Here is a 20420-nt window from a genome sequence, read left to right on the forward strand (position 1 = left end):
TAAGTTAAGCATTCGTAAATTCCGTAACGACGGACCGTTTGCAAATTCGGTTATTGGTTGTACATTTAGGTGTGATCGAAACGCATCATGGTGGGCAGATCAAGTACAGACTATAAAATGCTCAAAGACCTGGTTCGCCGGGGCGAAGGGCATTCACTTGAGTTCAAACTCAAGACAAACCATCCCGAAAAAATTGTTCGGGAAATTGTAGCGTTCGCCAATACAGACGGCGGCACGCTCCTGATCGGTGTCGGCGATGATGGCACCATTCCGGGCCTCAAATACGCCGACGAAGATGAGTACATGCTCGTCCGGGCGATCGAAAAATTCTGCTTTCCGGCTATCCATTACACGCTCGAGCGCATTCCGCTCCACGACGAGCGCGAAGTGTTGCTGTTTCATATTCCGCGCAGCCCGAGCCGCCCGCATTACGTGCTTCCCGACCCAAACGACCCGGAGAATAAGAAAGTCTACGTGCGCGTGGCCGATAAATCGGTGCAGGCGAGCAAAGAGGTGCGCGAGATCATGAAAGGTGAACGGGCCGACCGGAATGTGCGCTTCACCTACGGCGACAAAGAGCGGGTACTGATGAATCACCTTGGCCAAAATACGTCGATCACCGTTGATGCATTTGCCATGCTGGCTAATATTCCCCGTAAAATTGCCTCCCGCACGCTGGTACTGCTCGTGCTGGCCAATGTGCTGGACATTCACCCAAGTGACGTGATGGACAAATACACTACAAAACTGGTGATGTAGCCAGGTACGTTCCAGATCGTTGTCAACTGCCCGCAGTGCGCTTAACGAAACAGGAAAATGGCTATCTCTTAACCGGGTGGCCATTTTTTCGTTCTGGTGGCATACGATTCCTACGTAGTTTCGCGTCAGGCGATTCGGCCCAACCAGTTACTAGTCGGCCAACTGCTGGTCGTCTACCACAACGTTAATCTACATACACGTTTATGCTCAATCTACTTCATCGCCGATTACTCAGTTGTCTGTTTATCATAGGTGGTTTGTCAGTTGCGGGTTTACAGCCCGTTGCCCGGGCGCAGACAACCGGACGCAAGCCAGTTGTTATTGGGTACGTAACCGATAAAGGCTGGACGAAAGAACAGATCGAGGCTAACAAGCTGACTCATATCAACTACGCCTTTGCTGTGCCCGCTGCCGATGGCAAGCTAGCACCATTGAACGCGCGTGACTCCGTTAATCTGGCGGCGTTGACCTCGTTGCGGGCCATTAACAAAGATCTTAAGATTCTGATTTCTATTGGCGGCTGGGGCGGCTGCAACTACTTCTCTGATGCCGCTTTGACAGCCGCTTCACGCAAAAAATTTACCGACGATGCCGTGGCGCTGCTTAAAAAACACAAGCTCGACGGTCTGGATATAGACTGGGAATACCCGGCTCAGATTGGTGCAGGCAACATTTACCGGCCAGAAGATAAACAAACCTTCACGCTTTTTCTGAAAGCCCTGCGCGATGGCCTCGATCAACAGGGGAAGCTGGATAAACGTACCCAGGCAGCTCATTACCTGCTCACCGCAGCCACCGGCGGCGACACGGCCTTTGTAAGCCATACCGAACTTGGCAAGGCGCAAACGTACCTGGATTATGTCAACATCATGACGTATGACCTCTACCACGGCAACGATAAAGTAACCGGTCATCACAGCCCATTGGGCCAATCGAAAAAAGGAGATCAATCGCGCAATAGCTCTATATCGGCCGTAGAAGGGCACATTCGGGCGGGCGTACCAGCCAGCAAAATCGTGCTGGGCATCCCCTTCTATGGTCGTGGCTGGACAGACGTAGCCACTGTTGATAATGGACTATATCAGCCTGCTACGGGCAAACACCTCTTCATCAGTCATGACGAGCTGGTGGATAAATACATCAACAAGAACGGATTCACCCGCTACTGGGACGACGATGCCAAGGCTCCTTATCTCTGGAACCCTACAACGCAAACGTTCATCAGCTATGCCGACGAAGACTCATTTGCGCCCAAAATTGCTTACGTGAAACAGAAAGGGCTGGCGGGCGTCATGTTTTGGGAATACGTTTACGACCTGCGCCAGAAAAAACTACTCGACGCGCTGGTGCGCGATTTAAAGTAAGAAAACCGGTTGGTTCAGGGCTTCACTGCCAGAACGTCTACCTAATTCTCAATTGCGTCAAGTCCCCGGTCTCTGAGTTTAGCCAATCCGTCTTTCATGGCCTGAATCTGTTCTGGTGCATGGCTGTGCCAGCGCGTAACCTCGCCAACAACCTTGAACGGATGGAGCGAGCGATAAGACATGGTTGGATTACCCGGAAACTTCTTGTCAGTTACATTCGGGTCGTCTTCGAGTGGCCCGGTTGGCTCTACCAGATAAATTCGTTCGTGGCCTGTACCAACTGCCAGTTCAGCTCCCCAAACAGCAGCATCCAGCGTGGCGGTCAGGTAAATATGATTCAGCTTAGCATCCTGAACGTAGTTTGAGTTGAAACCAACCTGTATAAGGTCACCAACCTTCAGATCCGCTTTTGTTCCATGAAAGAACGTCTGTGAAAATGGGCTGTGGACAGGAACGTTTACTTTTTTTTCGCTTTGAGGTTTTTCCATAGTCGTGAGTTGAGCCGTTTAGTTATTGACATAACGACAAATCAAACTTACTCTACTACCTCTGCCGCGCCCATTGTGTCGAACAGCGTGTGCCAGTAGCGGGTCACGGTGGGGTTGTTTTCTTTGGCCGAAGCCGTAGCGGCAAAGGGCAGCACCAGCCGGATCGTTGGTGAGCCGATCACGTATTGCGCAGAGAGCTTTTTGGCATCGGCTTTGGCCCATTCGTCGGCTTGCTCGTTGCTGGCGGGGGGCTTTTTGTGGAAATCGCGGCGACCGGGGGCGTTCATACTTTCGACCATATCGCTCAGGTAATAGGCACGTACCTGACGGCCCGATTCCTCGGCGCGGGCCAGTACGTCGAGGCTTCCCCAGAGGTCGGTATGCTGATTCGACAGGTTGTTGTTCGACTGATCGAGTTTGGTCAACACCTGGCGTTGCATGGTGGCCTGTTCGCGGGTGAGTTGCAGTTCATAATCCGATTGGGCGGCTTCGCGGTCGGTGGGGCTGGCTCCTTTCAGGGCCTCTTCCGAATCGGGTAGCTGGGTACGTGCCGTGAGCGACAAAGCGCGGGCTTTGGCCGTGTTATCGTGCACGTAATACACCACTACTTTATCGCCTTTCTGATGCACATTCTCGGCAATGGCTTCCCGAATAACACGTTCATAGGTAGCTTTCGCCTCCAGCAAGCTGTTGTTACTCAAGCTTTTGTCTATAAAAAACAGGGTGTAGCTCGGCTCATCGACTACGGCCTGGGTACGTTCCTTTTTGCTGGAACAGGCAGTCAGGAGAACAAGCACTACTAAAATGAGTCGATGCATAATCAGTTGGTTTTTCTGAAACCTATAACGGTTCGGCGCTCTGGTTCCGAAACCGTATAGGTTTGTTTACGGCGCATAAAACGCAGGGCTGCCAGGAAGCCCAACGCACTGAATACCAAATTCACCAGCGTAATGACGGCATGCGAAAACGTAGCCCAGATCGTACCCGTCACCAGTGGTAATCCATACGCGACTAATCCACGGCTAGCCAGAAAATGGTACGACCCGATGCTTGCCTGCGTAGGAATAGTCAGGCTACCAAGAGACGTAAGGGCAAATACGGTCAATGCCGCTGAGTTAGGCAGCGTTTCGGTGACGGGGAGCGCGCGAAAAAGTGCCGCCAGCACGACAAGCGACAGGCTGTGAATAAAAAGCGTGGTTAACCAGTATAAGGCCGGGCTACTGACCAGCCGGATACTGAGCAGGCCACGCTGGAAACCGTCGATTCGTTCGCGGAGCTTTAACCGGCCCGCCAATCGTTGTACAGCGGCTTGCTTCGCCAATCGTTTCAGCCCTAAAACAGCTAACAGAATAGACAACCCGATGGCTACCGCTATTCCCATCCACTGGCCCGTTGTGGTAGCCAGTAACCAGGGAGGCGGTTGCATGTACTGCCGCACGTAGGTCAGTAGCCGCCCTGATTCGAGCAGGATGGTTATTGTCAGGAAAAAGGCCGTTGCCAGTAGGTCAACCAGCCGCTCTGTGATGATTGAGCCAACGCTTTCGGTGATAGGTACGTTGTCGCTCCGTTGCAGGAGAGTACACCGCAATAACTCGCCCGAACCTGGAATAATCAGCCCTGACACGCTGCCGGCAAGCATTGACGACAGCGCCCTGCCCGTTGAGGGCGCATAGCCAAGCCCCTGCAAAAGCATACGCCAGCGAATGGCCCTCAGTAGTGTCTGAGCACCCATGATAACCGCGGTAACAGTAATCCAGAAGGGCGACGATTGTCGTAATTGCTCCAGCAAACTGGCCATCGGCATTCCCTGAAGCACATAAGCCAGCAATGCAAAAGCCAAAATGATGGGTAAAAGCTGTTTAAGCGTCTTTTTCATGGAGACAGATTGAGTTGGCACAGCCTTTGATGCGGGGGTATTATAACCGGCTTAAGGGGTCGAAAATAACAGGTCGACTGGAATCCCCTACCGGCAAAATTGGTAAATTTGTCTGATTAGGCTACACGGTTAACAAGCCTTGCCCTCATTATTTGATCAGCGCGTTATGCTGCCCGTTGGTGTAAGTAAAGTTTGGTGACTAGCTAACCGTGCAGTAGAATACCCTTTTAGTGCCCTACCCATATTGAACTAATGAGTAAAAAAGGCAAAAAACCAGCCGATTCCCCGGCTACTGAACGTCCACGTCCTGTTTCGTCTACTGTGGCGCCACCACCCGTGCGGTCGGCTCCCGTGGCTTCAGTTCCTACTCCGCCCCCGGCTCCGCCAAAACCAACATCGACTACCCCGCCCGATGCACTGATCTGGTTCGATAAGCGCGTGAAGATTACGCTGGGTGTTTTTGTAGGCGTGTTCCTGCTTTTTGTGTTGCTTAAGTGGCACTACATATCGCTACCTGCCTGGAACGAAATTTTACCGGATGGCGGCCCTGCCAAACGGGGTCTGGTAGCGGGCACGCCCAAACGCATTCGTATGGACGATTACGCTGTGGGAGCACCCTGGATTCTGTCTAACGCCAATACCGGTTTTAAGACCGAAAACGAAGCCGTCGGTGGCCTGAAAACGCCCCTATTGACTTTACCCGTCAAGCATCCGATCATACTTTTCAAAATAGGTTACTGGGGCTTTATGTTCCTCGACGTGGAGCGTGGCTACTCCTGGATGTATAACAGCAGTCCGCTCATCTTGCTTGTAGGTGCATTTTTGTTCTTCCTACTGGTGTCCAGAAATCAGTACTGGCTTTCGCTGACGGGCGCACTCACGTTGTTTATGTCGTCGGGCACGGTATGGTGGTCGTTCATTCCCTCATCCATGATTGGGTATTGTGGGCTGGCCTTTGTGGGTGCCGTATACCTGCTCCGAAGCACGAACCCGAAAGTATATATTCCGGTTGCTTTCGGGCTCGTCTGGATTGTGGTCTCCTTCGCCATTACTCTATACCCGCCCTACCAGATTCCGATGGCGTACCTCTTTATCTTTTTGCTGATTGGGTACGTCGTCAATGAACGGAAACAAGTATTTCCCCTTAAATCAGTACTCATCAAACTTGGTAGCCTGGCCGGGGCGCTGATCGTAGCTGGTTTTGTGGCGTACCTGTTCAAGAGTGATATCGACGAAACGATCAAGGCGGTGAGCAGCACCGTGTATCCTGGCAAGCGCAGTGAAACGGGTGGAACGGGCTTCATCGCCAACTGGTATTCTGAATATTATAGCTGGTTTTTCAACGATCAGCAATTCCCGAAAGGCTGGTTGAATATCTGTGAATTGTCGCATTACCTGAACTTCGCCCCGGTCGTTATCCCGTTGGCGATTGCGCTGTTTAGCTTCACCCGCCGCGTTGACTGGATGCTGGTTGGCGCGATGGTTTTTGTGAGCTTGATGTGGCTATGGATGGAAGTCGGCTACCCAGAGGATATTGCCAAAGCCACGTTGATGAGCATGGTGCCTACCCGTCGCGGTCAGATTCCGATGGGTGTGGGCGGCATTGTGTTGTTGTTTTTATACCTCGCATCCCTTCGTCATGTAAATCTAAGCGACCTCAAACAGGCTGTTCCGGCCTGGTTTACGCCTGTCGCCCTAGTCGGAATCGTTGCGTTCGTTGTTTACACGGCCTATGTCAACGTCAACGATGCAGAGGGCATGCTTCGGGCCGACCAGACGTTTATGCCGGTGCTGTTTTTCATCATGATGAACGGGTTACTGCTGTTCTCCCTGAACGTCAGGTATCGCATAGCCTTGTTCTGTGGAGGCATCATCCTGTTTTTACTACCCAACCTGAAAGCCAATCCCCTTTCGAAAGGCCTCACGCCATTGACCGAGAACCTGGTTTATCAGAATGTAAAAACACTGGTCGATAAAGATCCCGATGCCCGCTGGATTGTCAACGGCAGCCAGTTCATTACGTATATGGTGACCGCAACCGGAGCAAAACAGATTACCGGGGTCAAGTATATTCCAAACCGGAAGCAGATTTTCAGCGTACTGGACCCCACTATGAAGCGTGATTCGGCTTATAATCGCTATGCACACGTGACCTTCCAGACGTATATCAACGGGGCCCAGGGCGACACAACCATCCTTGCCCAGCAATTCGAAGATGGGTACGTTATTGCGGCTGACCCCTGCTCGCCGAAGTTCAAGAAACTGAATGTTAAATACATGCTTTACGATCATGCGCCCCAGATTCCGTATGAAGTACGTTGTATGAAGAAAGCGGTTGAATTAGGTTCAATGACCATTTACGAACGAATCGACTAAATTATCTGTCCTCCGTTTTCTGTTTTCCGGCCTGGGGCGTTTCCTGTCCTGGCGGCCCAACAGAAGATAGATGAGGCGAAGACGTAAACCTATCTTGAAGATTCTCATCGTCATACCGTGTTTCAACGAGCAGGCCGCTATTACCGACGTGGTGCGCACGATTCAGCGCACTACACGTCAGCAGGGGTTCAATGCCGATGTGTTGGTCGTCAATGACTGTTCGACTGATGATTCGATTCACATAATCCGGTCATTGGGCTGTCTGTATCTAGATTTGCCGGTTAACCTGGGTATTGGCGGGGCCATGCATGCGGGCTACAAGTATGCGTATCGGCATGGATATGATGTGGCGGTTCAGATGGATGGCGACGGGCAGCATCCGGCGAACGAACTGGCTAAGATTTTAACGCCTCTTTTGCAGGACAAAGCCGACGTAGTGATTGGCTCGCGGTTTCTGACGGGTGAAGGATTTCAGTCTTCGTTGGCCAGGCGGCTGGGTATTCGGTATTTCCGTTGGCTAAATCAGTTATTGATTGGGCAAACCGTATACGACAGTACATCGGGCTTTCGGGCGTTCAACCGGAAAACACTGGCCGTTGTTGACCGGTATTACCCAGATGAATACCCTGAACCAGAGGCTATTGTGCAGTTTGGCCTATATGGCTTACGCATGATGGAAGTGCCCGTGCTGATGCAGGAACGGCAGGGCGGGGTGTCGAGTATCAATACCAGCCGGGCTGTTTATTACATGGCTAAAGTATCGCTTGGGATCTTGTTCGTATACCTTCGGTTACGCGGAAAAGGACTAAAAGCCGTTTGAACCAGTCTTCTGTTTGCTGTTTACCGTTGCTCCGCTAACCAGACAGTTTGCAGCAAAGCAGCGCAACGGTAAACAGCAAACTGTAAACAGTAAACTTGTTATACATGGAAGGTCTATCATTTGTCATTCAGCTAGTCAGCCTTGTTGGAGCATCGATCTTCATGATCATGATCTTCCGGCTGATCATTCAGGGGCGATTGCGGGAAGAATATTCGATTGTCTGGATTTTTTGTACCCTGATCCTGATCGTGTTTTCGATCTGGCGGAAAGGCCTCGAGCAGATTTCGCTTTGGCTGGGTGTTTATTACCCTCCATCACTGATATTTCTGGCGGCTATTTTCGCCATTATCGTCTTCCTGGTTCACCTTTCGGTTGTCAATTCTAAATTGCAGAATCAGATAAAAACGCTGACGCACGAGATGGCGTACCTCAAACAGACGCTTCAGCAGCTAGACGCCAGGGCTAAAGCATCAACGACCGAAACGGTCGATGAAGTCGATTAAACGTGCTTGCTGTGCCCACTGACCTGACCATCGTCATCGTTTCCTATAACAGCCTGACTGATCTGCAACGATGCCTGCCCTCGATTATCCGGCAATCTGTTTCGTTTACATATCAGCTCATCGTCGTTGACAATCATGGCCGGGATGGTGTAGCACCGTTTATCGAGCAACATGTTCCAGCCATTACGTTTATCGCCAATCCGGCAAATTCCGGCTATGCGGGCGGCAATAACCTTGGTTTACAGCACAGTACGGGAAAGTGGGTGCTCTTTCTTAATCCCGACACCGAACTGCACACCGGGGCCTTGCAGCAGTTGATGCAAACAGCCCAGGCCCATCCACAGGCATTCATCAATCCGAAACTGATCAATCCTGACTTGACGACAATAAACGCCTGCGGCAACCAGATGCAGTACACGGGCATCACCACATGCCGGGGAATCAACGAGTTGAGTTCAGCTTACACGGGGCTAACAACTGTGGCGCTCTTGTCGGGTGCCGCCCTCCTGGCTCCAACCGGACTTATGCGCGATCTGGGCGGTTTTGATGAAAGCTATTTCATGTATTTCGAAGACGCCGACCTCTCGCTCCGGGCGCGGCTGAGGGGGTATACTCTGCTGTGTAACCAAGATGCAGTAATCACCCATTATTACCGGCTGGGCATGAATCCAGTCAAATTTTATTACCTCGAGCGCAACCGCCTGCTGACCCTCCGGAAAGTATTGAACCAACGTACCTGGCGGCAGCTACTCCCGGCCCTTATACTTACCGAACTGTTAACGTGGGGATTCAGCTTACGAGGTATAACGTACCTGAAAAGCCGGTTTCAAACCTATGCATGGCTCTGGCAACACCGCCGGGCAATCAGGCTACAAAACGAAGTCATTCAACAGACCCGCCAGTTGACGGATACACAGCTTATGATGGGCAGCACGGTTGCTATTCCCTTCGAACAATTGGTGCCCAACCCAGTCGGCGGACTCATCAAGGCTATTCTTTCGCCCCTGTATCGGGCACTCAAGCCCCGTCAGATAATTACCAATTGATTCAAAGGCAGGTAACTGTGGTTTTTGCCGTTGGTTAAGTGAAGCCAGAGCATGTACTGCCCCGGTTTTAAATCGCTTTTTTTGATAACTGCCGAAAAGCCTGACTCGACAAACTGATTCGACTGAAGCTGGTTGGCTACGTCGTAGCGTATGTGTTTCCCGGTAGCAAAAGCATAGGTGTTGGCCGGCGACTGGGCCATTACTTCAACCAGGACATCGTGCGAATTAAAACCGCTTAAAACGGCCCAGGTATTCCAGAAAACCAAGTACCCATTTAGATCGAACGGCTTGGCATCAGTTGATATATCACTGGCAGGCTGTAGCTGGGTCGGGTCGGCTATAACCGGTTTGCTAGCCAGGTCGGCCAGTGTAACACCAGGTACGTTGTAGGTCTTCTTCGCCAATGCTTCCCGCAAAACAGCTTGCCCTTCCTGTGGGGCTGTTCCCCGGAAAACGACCAGGTTCTGGGGATTATCGTTATAAAACGCTGAAGCAAACTGAAGCAGTCGCTTCCGGTCATCCACCTTCGCCTGATTCTGATCGTTGATTGTCGTGAACAAGTACAGCGACAGCAGGCCAAAGATAACGCCTGCTCCTAGTTTGAGGGCACGTACCTGAAGCGCATCGACCCACAATAGTCCCAACGAAGCAAACAGCAACACCGATAGAATCCCGTATCGCGGGCTAAATGCCTGCACCACGCCAAAGCCAGAACGGGTGGCCATAAGGACACCACAGGTCAGGTAAAGAAACGTTAGAAAGGCGAACAGGGGTAAATGGTCGCGCAGGCGTTTGGTAGCGATCAGGTACGTTGCCAGGCCCACATATAGGAGCAGAAATACCTTGCCAGCCCTTGCCGGGTAGGTCTGATCGGCCGAAAAAACGGATCCCGTCAAGGTAAAGAAGTAGTCTATCGCCCGTCCTGTATTGTTTACGAGCGAATCGTAGACGCTGGGGTGCGCCGCCGGGGTGGTATAGCCCCAGAAGTAGGTTGCAGCCGTTGCCATCGCCAACGCCGCCCAGATCAGCAAGGGCCGGTTCTGGCGCAGGAAAAGGAGTAGAGCCGCTCCCACCAAGAACGTAAAAACGCCGTTGCCGCTGGTATAGGTAGCCAGTACCGCAAACAGGCAGGCGATCCAGAAAGAACGATTGGTACCAGTTGTTTTCGTCAAACTGAACAGGCTGATCATGACGAAGACAAGCACATACAAATTTTGCAGTGAGGCCATCCCCCAAACGGTCAGTTCCCAGAAATGCAGGGTGAACAGGACGTAGCCTGCCGGTACCAGAGCCAGCAGCCGATAACCCGTGGCCAGCGACCGGAACGACACGCGATACAACAACGCGATCATGAAAAGGAGCGATGCGTTGCCGATCAGGATGCAGGTGCGGATATTGATGGTCTGTTCCGCAAAAAACTGCCCTAAAAACACGAGTCGATCAAAGACAATGCGGTGTTCGTTATGCTGCGAAAAGATCAGTTTCAGCTTATCAAAGCCCGTGGCCGTTCCCGACATGTATGTATTGATAAACCGCATTGGGCTATCGAAGTCATCTTCAAAGGGGAAATTAAACGCACTGTGCCAGACTACGTTGTAATAAAACCCAATTGGAATAAGCAGGGCCACCAGGGCAACGATACTCAAAACGGGAGACAGCCAGGGAGCAACCGGCTTGGGGGCCGACAACTTAGCCTTTGGAACAACAGGTGTAGCCGTTGCCACCACTTTAGGAGGGGCACCTGTAGTTTTTGTTTTAGTTTTAGACATAGTAATGGCAAGCTAGACTATAACCATTTATAGCCGATAAGACTTTGTTGAGGTCCTTTCCAGCAGCAGTTCACAGAAATCGTTGGTGTTCTTATCCCAGGAGAATTCGTTTGCCCGCGCAATAGCCCCTGCCGACAACGTGCGCCAGTAGTTGTTATCAGACAGTAATTTCTTTAATTGTTGGGCCAGATCAGCAATGTCTCCGGGTGTAAAATAAAGGCCCGACACTCCGTTTACCACCGTTTCGCCCGTACCACCCGACCCGGTAACAACTGCTGGCGTGCCACAGGCCATTGCTTCAACGGGAGCCAGGCCAAACGCTTCATTATGGGCGGCATGCACAACAACCCGGCTAGTTCCCAGCAGATTACGCAGTTGACCGTTGGAGAAATACGTATCAATTATTGATACGGAATCCTGCACGCCCAGCTCTTCGGCCAGTTGCAGCAGGTTCTCTTTTTCTTCACCCTTACCTTTTATAACCAGCGTAACCTGTTGAAATTGCGGATCCTGCTTCAGAAGACTAAGCGCCCGAATGACCCAGTCAGCGTTTTTAAATTTAGTCAACGTACCCATAATGACTATTTGCGGAAGTCGTTCGAGCTGGGGGTCGTAAAAAACATCGTGACTGATCCCGCAATAGATACGCGACAGACTGGCCTTATCCGTAGCAGGATAGACGCGCAGGAGCTCCTGCCGCGTGAAATCAGAAATCGCCACGGTATAGTCGGTGTAGGGGTATAACTGCTTTTCGATGAACCGAAGCAGCGGTTTGAAAAGACCCAACCCCCAACGCATGTAAAAGGGCTTCACCGATTTAGTCCAGTCAGGGTTGTAAATAAAGGCTGACGGCTCGAAGCAGTAAAAAACGTGGTAAGCACTGCGATTAAAATATTTATACAACCATCCCCACCAAACCGCCGGAAAAGCGCCCGACACTACAATATCGGCCCCGATTCGGCGAATCGCCCGCTGCACGTTCCGGTAGATGAATGGGAAAAACAGCCAGAACCAGATCGACGACGAAATGGGGCCGCCCACATCAACGAAACGAACGCCGGCCTCTCTGGCATTAGCCGTGATAGCCAGATCAGAGCGAGACGATACCACCGAAACATCCCACCCTTTTTGAGCCATCCGTTTACAAATTTCCATCAGCAAAATGGTTGACCCAACAGCCAGCGTAAGGTGAGGCTGGAGAAACACAATCCGTTTATTCATGGTAGGGGATGCAACAACAGGCTACTAGTATATAGCATCATTTATTGCGCTCAATTCCAGTATAGTGTAGTCAAGGCTGTAACCGGTTTAACGCTAGAACGGCCGTTTGGCTAGTTTCTGAATCTGCAGGAACAGGCCGTATAATCCGTTCAGCGTCGGCCTCGTCAGGTTGGCCTGGGGACGACCCAACAGAAATACAACGAGCCTGGTGAACGCAGATGGCGGATGAACCTTTTCGGAAACAACCTTTAGTGCCTTCCTGGCCTCTTCGGCGGTACAGCCCCCCGTGAAGAAGTCGATAAGAGCGGCCAATTCCCAGCGACGAGCCTGGTAACTTCGCCATTCGTTCAGCGTTTCCGGCGTCAGGTAGCTTTGAAGTATCGGCGAGTCCTGCACCAGACCAATATATTGACCTGCATCAACGATGTTCTTTATCAGACGGTTACCACCCAGTTTTCCCTCCTTCGCTGTCCATATCCTGAATTTCCCAACGGGCCTGTCAACATATAAAACGTTTCCCGCTTCGTGTGCTTTGAGCAGAAGAGCCATGTCGAATCCGTAGGTGATATGGCCATTCAATACATCGCGGCAATACAGGTACGTATCCCGACGAATCATACCACCGGGAATCCAGGCGAAAAACGGTCGCGCCCGAATTAATTCATTCAGCGATTCGGCGGGCGAGCGCAGTGCCGTAGGTTTTCGGTTGTAATAAAACTTAATCCTATCAAGGTCACGAAAGTCCACACTGGCCAGTTCGCCATAAGCCACAACGGCGCTATTGTCGATTGGCAGGTTGTTTACGAGCGTTTCCACGCAGTCCGGATAGAGGTAATCATCCGAACAGAGGTATAAAATCCACTCGCCCCGGGCCTGATCGGCTGCGAACTGAAAGTGCTCCACCATAGGCAAAAACCGATCGGGGCGCACTACCCGCAGGCGTGAGTCCGACTGAGTAGCTAACCAGGCTGGCGTTTCGTTTGTCGACTGATTATCCGAAACAATAATCTCCAGAGCACTATATGTTTGCGCAAGCGCACTTCTCAGGGCTTCCTGAAAGTAGGCCAGTTGCTGATTATACAGCGGAATGACAACACTAACGAGTGGCTTGCCAGTTGAATTCTCACTCACCATTGACCGAGGTCTATACGTATGCTTCCGATTGCTTCACTTAGATCACCATAAACACGCACCAGCCTCTATTTCACCCGCTTTAAATAGCCCTCCGGCGCTACTGAAATCAGCAGTTTGTTATCGATACTGTGGTCTATTTCAAACTGATCATTCGTCTTCAGGTACTCCCAAACGGCGGTTTTCGGGTTATTACCCACATCCCAGGGGCGTTCATAAGCACCTTTCGGCATGTCTTCCACGATCGTATCGAATACTACGCAGTATGAACCAACCGTCACAAACGGAGCATACAGTTCCAGTTCGCGCAGGACGTGATCGTGCGTGTGGTTCGAGTCAAGGCAGACCATGATCGTTTCTTTGCCCTCGGCCCGGCGAGCCACTTCGGCCACCAGTTCTTCATCAATCGCCGACCCCTGAATCATCTGAATCCGCTTGAACATCGGGTGTGCCTCGATCTCGCGGCGGTTGTGTTCCCGAATGTCGATGTCGATACCGATTACTTCGCCTTTCCCGATAAGCTCCATCAGCGAGGCGTAGTAAATCAGCGACCCACCATGGGCAATTCCCGTTTCAATGATCAGGTCAGGTTTGATTTCCCAGACCAGCTCCTGCATGGCAATCATGTCTTGCGGGTACTGAATAATGGGGCGGCCCATCCACGAGAAATTATACGAGTACTTATCGCGGTTTGAGGTGACGTTGAATGCGGCGGCAGCTTCGCGCAAATCGCTGGGTTGAGCATATGAGGCTACGCGCCCGGCACGCTCCTGCTTGAATTCCTCGACGGGGTTGGCTGTTGAAGTCATTGGTTTACAATTGATTGAATTTTTTGGGTATCGCCCCAGAACGCCATGGGTTCGTAGTCGGGGTATGGGTAATGACCTAAATTTAAGCTTATATGGGCGTTGAGCCGCTGACAATGTTCTTCCACTAAACGACGAACCGAAATGGGCCGTCCGCTGCAACAGTTGATGACGCCCGTAACGCGGTTCTGCTCCAGAATCTGGCTCAGGTACGTTGCCACAGTCTCGATGGGCAGGTAATCACGTAGTTGTTCCCCGCCCGACATGTTGAATACGGGCTCGCCCGCCGCCACCGCCCGTTCCAGCAAGGGCAGAATCGAATTCGGGCTTTGGCCGGGACCATACATATAGAACAGCCGTGGCCATTTTAACGTAAACGGCTGTTCGGTCTGTAACGTACCCAGAAAACGCCGGAGCGAGTCCTTGGCAAGCCCATAGGGGTTGGCTGGGTACGTTGCTACCTCTTCCGACAAACAACCACTCTGCATACCGTATTCAAAACACGTGCCAGTAACTGTTACGTCACATAACCCGTTCGCAATCAGATTTTTAAGAAATAAATAATGCGGAAATAGGTTATGATCCAGGTGAAAAGACGACTTGTAATTCGGCAATCCCTGCCAGGCCAGGTGCATCAGCGCGTCGGGCTGGCCGAAGTAGGTGAACAGATTCTGTTCATCACCCGCCAACGGAAACGTGTACGGTACAACCGCCACCCGGTCGACCCAGTCGAACTGGGTTAGTTTTTCAGGTTTTGTGACCGATGCCGTAACGCGGTGCCCACGTGCCAGCAATGCCCGCACTACGTGCTGCCCTACAAACCCCGATGCACCGGTGACGAGAATATGCATAAACAGTCTTCCAGGGCTCCAGCCCTGGATAAAAAAGTTGGTTGAGCCAGGTGTGGAGCCCTGGACGACGTTATAACACCTTCACTTCTGGAATAGGAACAACGAACTGGCCACCCCATTCTGAAATGTACGCCAGTTGCTTCGTGATTTCGTCGCGGAGGTTCCAGGGAAGGATCAGGACAAAATCGGGTTTTCGGGCGCGTAATGTGGCTTCATCGACAACCGGGATGTGGCTGGCGGGCAAAAATTTCTGCTGCTTGGCGGGGTTCGCATCAACCACAAATTCAATCAGGTCGCTTTTTACGCCGCAGTAGTTCAGGAGTGTGTTTCCCTTTGCCGCCGCACCATAAGCCGCTACCGATTTGCCCGCCCGTTTTTGCTGGCTCAGGAAATCAAGCAGATCAAGTTTGACGTTCAGGGCGCGTTGCTGAAAACCTTCGTAATAGGCCATTGTAGTCAGGCCGGTTTCAGCTTCTTTCTGGAGCATAGCAGGTACGTTAGCCGAAATAGCCTTGCTGTCATCAGCCTCATGTTTGGCGTAGATCCGCAGCGAGCCACCGTGGGTTGGCAGCTCCTCAACATCGAACAAAGTCAGGCCCTGCGCCGCGAATAGTTGCTGCACCGTGGTGAATGAGAGGTACGAAAAGTGCTCGTGGTAAATGGTATCAAACTGGTTGTTCTCGACCAGTTGCAGCAGGTGCGGAAACTCCATCGTGACTACACCTTCGGGATTGAGCAGAAGTTGAATACCCTTTACGAAATCAACGATGTTAGGTACGTGGGCCAGTACATTGTTGCCCAGCAGCAGATCAGCGCCAGTGCCCTGGCTCTTCAATTCGCTGGCCAGTTCGGTGCCGAAAAAGCGGGTGATCGTGGTCACGCCCTTTTCAATCGCCACGGCGGCGGTATTGGCCGTGGGTTCGATACCCAGCACCGGAATCTGTTTTTCCACGAAATACTGGAGCAGATAGCCATCATTCGAGGCTACTTCCACCACCAGCGACTGCCCATTCAGTCCAAACCGGTCGGTTATGGCCTCAACGTACCGCTTCGAGTGCGCCAGCCAACTCGTTGAAAAAGACGAAAAATAGACGTAGTCGCTATCGAAAATGGCATCCGACTTTTTGTACTCGTCTACCTGCACCAGAAAGCAGGTTGGGCAGGTAAAGACCTTCAATGGGTAAAACGTTTCGGGTTCATTAAGCTGTTCGGCCGTCAGAAACGAGTTTGAGGCGGGCGAGTTGAACAGGTCAATGAAGACATGCTCGAGCGGTGTATGGCAGAATCGACAGTTCATTTCTTGAATGTATACTGTACAATGAACAATGTATAATGCGGCCGATGCACAAAGTGATACCGCACTGACTCACTGTTTATTATACATTGTTCATTGTACATTAATAAACCCCAAATCCCGCGTGGATATATCGGTGACGGGCAGGGGCCAGTTAATAGCAAGTTTTGGATCATTGTAACGAACGCCGCTTTCGTGTTCGGGGGCATAGGCTACGCTGTGGCAATAAATTAGTTCGCAATTGGGTTCGAGCGTCTGAAAGCCGTGCGCACAACCTTCGGGAATATACAACTGCTGCTGGTTTTCGGCCGATAGCTCGGTGCCAAACCACTGCCAGCGCGTGGGCGATTCGGGCCGCAGGTCGACCAGCACATCGAATACGCGACCGGCCACGCAGCGGACTAACTTCACTTCGGCCGCAGGTACGTTCTGAAAATGCATTCCGCGAATACTGCCCGTTGTGGCAGTCATAGAATGGTTCATCTGCACCCAGTCTGCGCAAAGACCGTGAGCCAGAAACGCACTTCGATCGAAGGTGCGCATAAACCAGCCACGATGGTCGCCACGGGGAGCGGGCGTGATCAGGTACGCACCGGCGATGGGTGTCTGGTCAAACGTCATACAGCCCAGGGTTGGTTTGTGACTTCGGCCTCTGCCACATACGCCCGCCAGTCGGCGTCGGTATGAACGGCTCCATTCAGGTAATAGTCGCGATACCAGGCAATGGTGCGCTTAATGGCCGTTTCGGTAGTCCAGACGGGTGTCCAGCCCAGTTGCTGTCGCGCTTTTGTGCAATCCAGCGACAGCAGGTGCGCTTCGTGCGGGTTATCATCCGACGCATGTTCATTGCACTGAATAGCGGACCATTCGGCACGAGCGTGGGCAACGACATCACGAACCGGCAATACATCCGTTGGCGCAGGGCCAAAATTCCAGCCCCCGGCCGCAGGTACGTTGCCATCCAGCAGTTTCTGGCCAACGAGTAGATAGCCCGACAGTGGTTCAAGCACATGTTGCCACGGACGAACCGCCAGTGGATTACGAATCTCGACCGTTTGGCCATTGCCAGGGTCGACAGTCTGTTGTGTACTTCGAATGAGGTCAGGAATAAGCCGGTCAGTGGCCCAATCGCCGCCGCCAATTACGTTACCCGCCCGCACGCTCGCCACCAGCACCTGATGCGATTGACCGTATTGCGCCGGGTTGAAGAATGAGTTGCGGTAACTGGCCGTAATCAGCTCGGCGGCCCCTTTCGATGCGCTATACGGGTCGAAACCACCCATCGGGTCGGTCTCGCGCAAGGGCCGACCATCTTCCGGGTTCTCGTAGCATTTATCGCTGGTCACGATCACTACGGCGCGTACCGAAGGTGTGTGCCGAACGGCTTCCAGAAGGCGGGCCGTTCCCAACACGTTGGTTTCCAGCGTTTCCATTGGTGCCCGGTACGATTCGCGCACCAATGGCTGAGCGGCCATATGAATGACAATGTCGGGCTTTGCTTCCTGCATCGCTTTCGTTAGCTCAGGTACGTTGTTCAGGTCAGCCAGGGTTTCAGACTGCCCCAGCGCCAGCAACGCATGGTGGCTTGGCGTGGTGGGTGCAGGCAGTGAGTAGCCAACGACATGGGCGCCTAGCTGCTTCAGCCAATACGCCAGCCATGACCCTTTAAAGCCGGTATGTCCCGTCAGAAAAACGGTTTTGTTGCGGTATATATCGTTGAACATCAAGTGCTTATCGTTTACAGTTTGCTGTTTTACTGTGCGCTGTATTTGTCACAGCTATGCCATCAGGCAGCGCACCGGTAAACAGTTACCCCCTTTTCACCAAACCTTCCATTCGGCCTGACCGCTGTTCCAGGCGTTTTCCAATTCTGTTTTATCGCGCAGGGTGTCCATCGGTTTCCAGAAGCCGTCGTGGCGAAACGCCATCATATCGCCCTGAGCAGCCAGCGTTTCCATTGGGTAACGTTCCCAGGTGGTATCGTCGCCTTCGATAAGGTCAATTACGGAGGGATCGCAAACGAAAAAACCGCCGTTTATCCAGGCTCCATCGCCTTTCGGCTTTTCCAGAAAGGAACGGACGCCGCTGGTTTCATCCACATCAAGCGCGCCGAAACGAGCCGATGGCTGCACGGCTGTCAGGCTGCATTTTTTACCGTGGGCTTCATGAAAGGCCACCAGTTTAGTGATATCTACGTCGCCAACACCATCGCCGTAGGTAAGCATAAACGGCTCGTTACCAATATGATGACGTACCCGGCGAATGCGTCCGCCCGTCATGCTGTCGCGGCCTGTGTCAACGAGCGTCACCTTCCACGGCTCAGCCTGCGAGGTGTGAACGTCGATCGAGTTGGTACGCAAGTCGATCGTTACGTCGGATTGGTGAAGGAAGTAATTGGCGAAGAATTCTTTGATGATATATCCTTTATAGCCCAGGCAAACGATGAACTCGTTGTAGCCGTGGGCCGAATATATTTTCATGATGTGCCAGAGAATCGGCATACCGCCGATTTCGACCATCGGTTTGGGCTTCACGACCGTTTCCTCGCTAAGGCGAGTACCGAGGCCACCGGCCAGAATCACAACTTTCATGGGTGCGTTGGGCTGCTACGCTATGGGTTAGGCCAGACAAGTTAAGGCAATCCCGCTAAAGCAGGACACGTTGAACCTGACGGCTAACAAGCCACCTCCAATTTTCATGCCATTTAACCAACGACAGTAACATACATTCGCCGTTGGCCCCTACCGCACGTAGACGTTCAGGTCCAGAAACTTATTGCGGAATTTACCGTCCGGGTCATACATGCGGGCCAGTTGCAGAAATTCAGGGAGCATCTCGTACCGCTCTTTAAGCACTTTTGGATCAACTTTAAACAGCTTTCCCCAATGCGGACGGGCCTTGAATGGCGCCAGTTCGGCCTCGATCAACGGAAGGGTTTTTCTGACCTCTTCCCAGTTCTGCTTCCAGGTAAAGTGAAACGCCACGCAAGCCTGATTGTAGCAGGGGCTCATCCAGAAACTATCCGCAGCAATTGTGCGAATTTCCGAGATCATCAGTTGTGGGTAGATCGTGCTGCCCAGTTTTTCCAGTGCCCTAAACGCCTCAAGAGCATTCAGGCGGGGGACGAAATATTCAGACTGTAGCTCTTCACCGCTGCTTGGCGTAAAACCCATTTTGAAGTGCGGCAATCGCTCATACCAGGGACCAGGCACGCCCATCTGTTCGGTACAGTTCTCGGCCGACATTTTGGTGATCGGGTGCAGGTTCTTGGTGGCCGCTTTAGCCCCGAAAAAATCCGGCCCCATCGACTTCGTATCCGGCTCGACGCGGCGTTTGATCCAGACCTGGCTAATCTTCTTATCCTGCCAGTCGGTGAACAGGCTGACACTATAGCCGCTGGCAAGAATTTCGTCGAAATGGGCTTCGAGGGACGACAGGGGCAGATCCTGAAACAAATCCTGACGTACCTGATACGTTTTCTCCATGTCAAGCGTCATTTTGGTCACGATACCCAACGCCCCCAGCCCCACAACGGCTCCGCTAAACAACGCACCATCTTTATCGCGGGTCAGGGTAACTACGTCGCCACTGGCCGTGAGCATCTCCAGACCCGCCACCGCCGATGATAAATTGCCATTTTTTACGCCAGACCCGTGCGTAGCCGTAGCGCAGGCACCAGCCACCGAAATATGCGGTAGCGAGGCCAGGTTGTGCAACGCATAACCCTTTTTGTCAAGTTCGGGCGCAAACTGACCGTAACGGGCTCCTCCTTCTACGGTAACCGTCATGGCCTGTTCATCGATCGACAGCAGTTTGTTGAAATTTTTAGTCGAAATCTGGCTAAGCGGGCTGTCGGCAATGTCGTTGAAACAGTGAGTCGAACCCAGGGCTTTTCGCTTGCCCGCCCGTTTCATTACCGTTTGCAATTCGTCCAGATTTTTTGGCTCGTAAAACTCGCGCGCCTCGTATTGATAATTACCTGCCCAGTTTTTACGAGCCGATTTTGCCTGCCCATCGCAGGAAATCAATGGTGAAAGCATACTGCTAGCGACCAGAACGGATGACGTTTTCAAGAATTCGTTTCGTTTCATTGGTTAAAAGTAGGGAGCGGTTACG

At 52.1% G+C, this 20420-nt stretch carries 19 protein-coding genes; 6 read left to right on the forward strand and 13 right to left on the reverse strand.

Going from position 1 to position 20420, the window contains the following annotated elements; genetic code table 11:
* The first annotated feature begins 87 nt into the window (after positions 1–87).
* Together ACFE8Q_RS21080 and ACFE8Q_RS21085 are read left to right on the forward strand one after the other, a co-directional pair.
* Positions 88–759, forward strand: a complete 672-nt coding sequence (locus ACFE8Q_RS21080; protein ID WP_375447416.1) for a helix-turn-helix domain-containing protein — start codon at positions 88–90, stop codon at positions 757–759.
* 203 nt (positions 760–962) lie between these two features.
* Positions 963–2123: a glycoside hydrolase family 18 protein gene (locus ACFE8Q_RS21085; RefSeq protein WP_375447417.1), complete on the forward strand. Its 1161-nt coding sequence runs from the start codon at positions 963–965 to the stop codon at positions 2121–2123.
* A gap of 41 nt (positions 2124–2164) precedes the next feature.
* Here ACFE8Q_RS21085 and arr read toward each other — a convergent pair whose 3' ends face one another.
* From arr to ACFE8Q_RS21100, 3 genes are read right to left on the reverse strand one after another with little or no spacing between them, the layout of a single operon-like run.
* Complete coding sequence (gene arr / locus ACFE8Q_RS21090) at positions 2165–2611, reverse strand: NAD(+)--rifampin ADP-ribosyltransferase (RefSeq protein ID WP_375447418.1); 447 nt, start codon at positions 2609–2611, stop codon at positions 2165–2167.
* A gap of 47 nt (positions 2612–2658) precedes the next feature.
* Positions 2659–3429, reverse strand: coding sequence for a hypothetical protein (locus ACFE8Q_RS21095; RefSeq protein WP_375447419.1), 771 nt, complete (start codon positions 3427–3429; stop codon positions 2659–2661).
* Between the two features lie 2 nt (positions 3430–3431).
* Complete coding sequence (locus tag ACFE8Q_RS21100) at positions 3432–4487, reverse strand: lysylphosphatidylglycerol synthase transmembrane domain-containing protein (protein ID WP_375447420.1); 1056 nt, start codon at positions 4485–4487, stop codon at positions 3432–3434.
* A gap of 252 nt (positions 4488–4739) precedes the next feature.
* Here ACFE8Q_RS21100 and ACFE8Q_RS21105 point away from each other — a divergent pair, with 252 nt between their 5' ends.
* The 4 genes from ACFE8Q_RS21105 to ACFE8Q_RS21120 all read left to right on the forward strand — a co-directional run bounded on the left by ACFE8Q_RS21105 (position 4740) and on the right by ACFE8Q_RS21120 (position 9232).
* Positions 4740–6863, forward strand: coding sequence for a hypothetical protein (locus tag ACFE8Q_RS21105; RefSeq protein WP_375447421.1), 2124 nt, complete (start codon positions 4740–4742; stop codon positions 6861–6863).
* A gap of 94 nt (positions 6864–6957) precedes the next feature.
* Positions 6958–7683, forward strand: coding sequence for a glycosyltransferase family 2 protein (locus tag ACFE8Q_RS21110; protein ID WP_375447422.1), 726 nt, complete (start codon positions 6958–6960; stop codon positions 7681–7683).
* 104 nt (positions 7684–7787) lie between these two features.
* Entirely contained in the window at positions 7788–8186 is a 399-nt protein-coding gene (locus ACFE8Q_RS21115) for a DUF2304 domain-containing protein (RefSeq protein WP_375447423.1), read from the forward strand.
* An 11-nt stretch (positions 8187–8197) separates the two neighbouring features.
* Positions 8198–9232 carry a glycosyltransferase family 2 protein gene (locus ACFE8Q_RS21120; protein WP_375447424.1) on the forward strand — a complete coding sequence of 345 codons (1035 nt, stop codon included), beginning with the start codon at positions 8198–8200 and terminating at the stop codon, positions 9230–9232.
* Here the strand turns inward: ACFE8Q_RS21120 and ACFE8Q_RS21125 are convergent.
* From ACFE8Q_RS21125 to ACFE8Q_RS21170, 10 genes are all read right to left on the reverse strand, one after another.
* Complete coding sequence (locus ACFE8Q_RS21125; protein WP_375447425.1) at positions 9214–11001, reverse strand: hypothetical protein; 1788 nt, start codon at positions 10999–11001, stop codon at positions 9214–9216. The genes ACFE8Q_RS21120 and ACFE8Q_RS21125 overlap by 19 nt on opposite strands.
* Before the next feature lie 27 nt (positions 11002–11028).
* Entirely contained in the window at positions 11029–12222 is a 1194-nt protein-coding gene (locus ACFE8Q_RS21130) for a glycosyltransferase family 4 protein (RefSeq protein ID WP_375447426.1), read from the reverse strand.
* Positions 12223–12315: 93 nt separating this feature from the next.
* A complete protein-coding gene (locus ACFE8Q_RS21135) occupies positions 12316–13356 on the reverse strand; it encodes a glycosyltransferase family 2 protein (RefSeq protein ID WP_375447427.1) in 1041 nt (346 codons plus the stop codon).
* A gap of 65 nt (positions 13357–13421) precedes the next feature.
* The gene (locus tag ACFE8Q_RS21140) at positions 13422–14162 is read right to left on the reverse strand and encodes a cephalosporin hydroxylase family protein (RefSeq protein ID WP_375447428.1); all 741 of its coding nucleotides are present in this window, start codon (positions 14160–14162) and stop codon (positions 13422–13424) included.
* Positions 14159–15010, reverse strand: coding sequence for an NAD-dependent epimerase/dehydratase family protein (locus ACFE8Q_RS21145; protein WP_375447429.1), 852 nt, complete (start codon positions 15008–15010; stop codon positions 14159–14161). Before ACFE8Q_RS21145 ends, ACFE8Q_RS21140 begins: the two co-directional genes overlap by 4 nt.
* A 70-nt stretch (positions 15011–15080) precedes the next feature.
* Entirely contained in the window at positions 15081–16307 is a 1227-nt protein-coding gene (locus ACFE8Q_RS21150; RefSeq protein ID WP_375447430.1) for a methyltransferase domain-containing protein, read from the reverse strand.
* A 90-nt stretch (positions 16308–16397) separates the two neighbouring features.
* Positions 16398–16925 (reverse strand): dTDP-4-dehydrorhamnose 3,5-epimerase, encoded by a 528-nt coding sequence (gene rfbC, locus ACFE8Q_RS21155; protein ID WP_375447431.1) that lies wholly within the window; start codon positions 16923–16925, stop codon positions 16398–16400.
* Entirely contained in the window at positions 16922–18028 is a 1107-nt protein-coding gene (gene rfbG, locus ACFE8Q_RS21160) for a CDP-glucose 4,6-dehydratase (RefSeq protein WP_375447432.1), read from the reverse strand. Before rfbG ends, rfbC begins: the two co-directional genes overlap by 4 nt.
* A 96-nt stretch (positions 18029–18124) precedes the next feature.
* The gene (rfbF, locus tag ACFE8Q_RS21165; RefSeq protein ID WP_375447433.1) at positions 18125–18895 is read right to left on the reverse strand and encodes a glucose-1-phosphate cytidylyltransferase; all 771 of its coding nucleotides are present in this window, start codon (positions 18893–18895) and stop codon (positions 18125–18127) included.
* A 150-nt stretch (positions 18896–19045) separates the two neighbouring features.
* Positions 19046–20395 (reverse strand): FAD-binding protein, encoded by a 1350-nt coding sequence (locus ACFE8Q_RS21170; protein WP_375447434.1) that lies wholly within the window; start codon positions 20393–20395, stop codon positions 19046–19048.
* Between the last annotated feature and the right edge of the window lie 25 nt (positions 20396–20420).

Origin of the sequence: uncultured Fibrella sp. (genome assembly GCF_964250085.1) — a bacterium.
Classification (GTDB): Bacteria; Bacteroidota; Bacteroidia; order Cytophagales; family Spirosomataceae; genus Fibrella.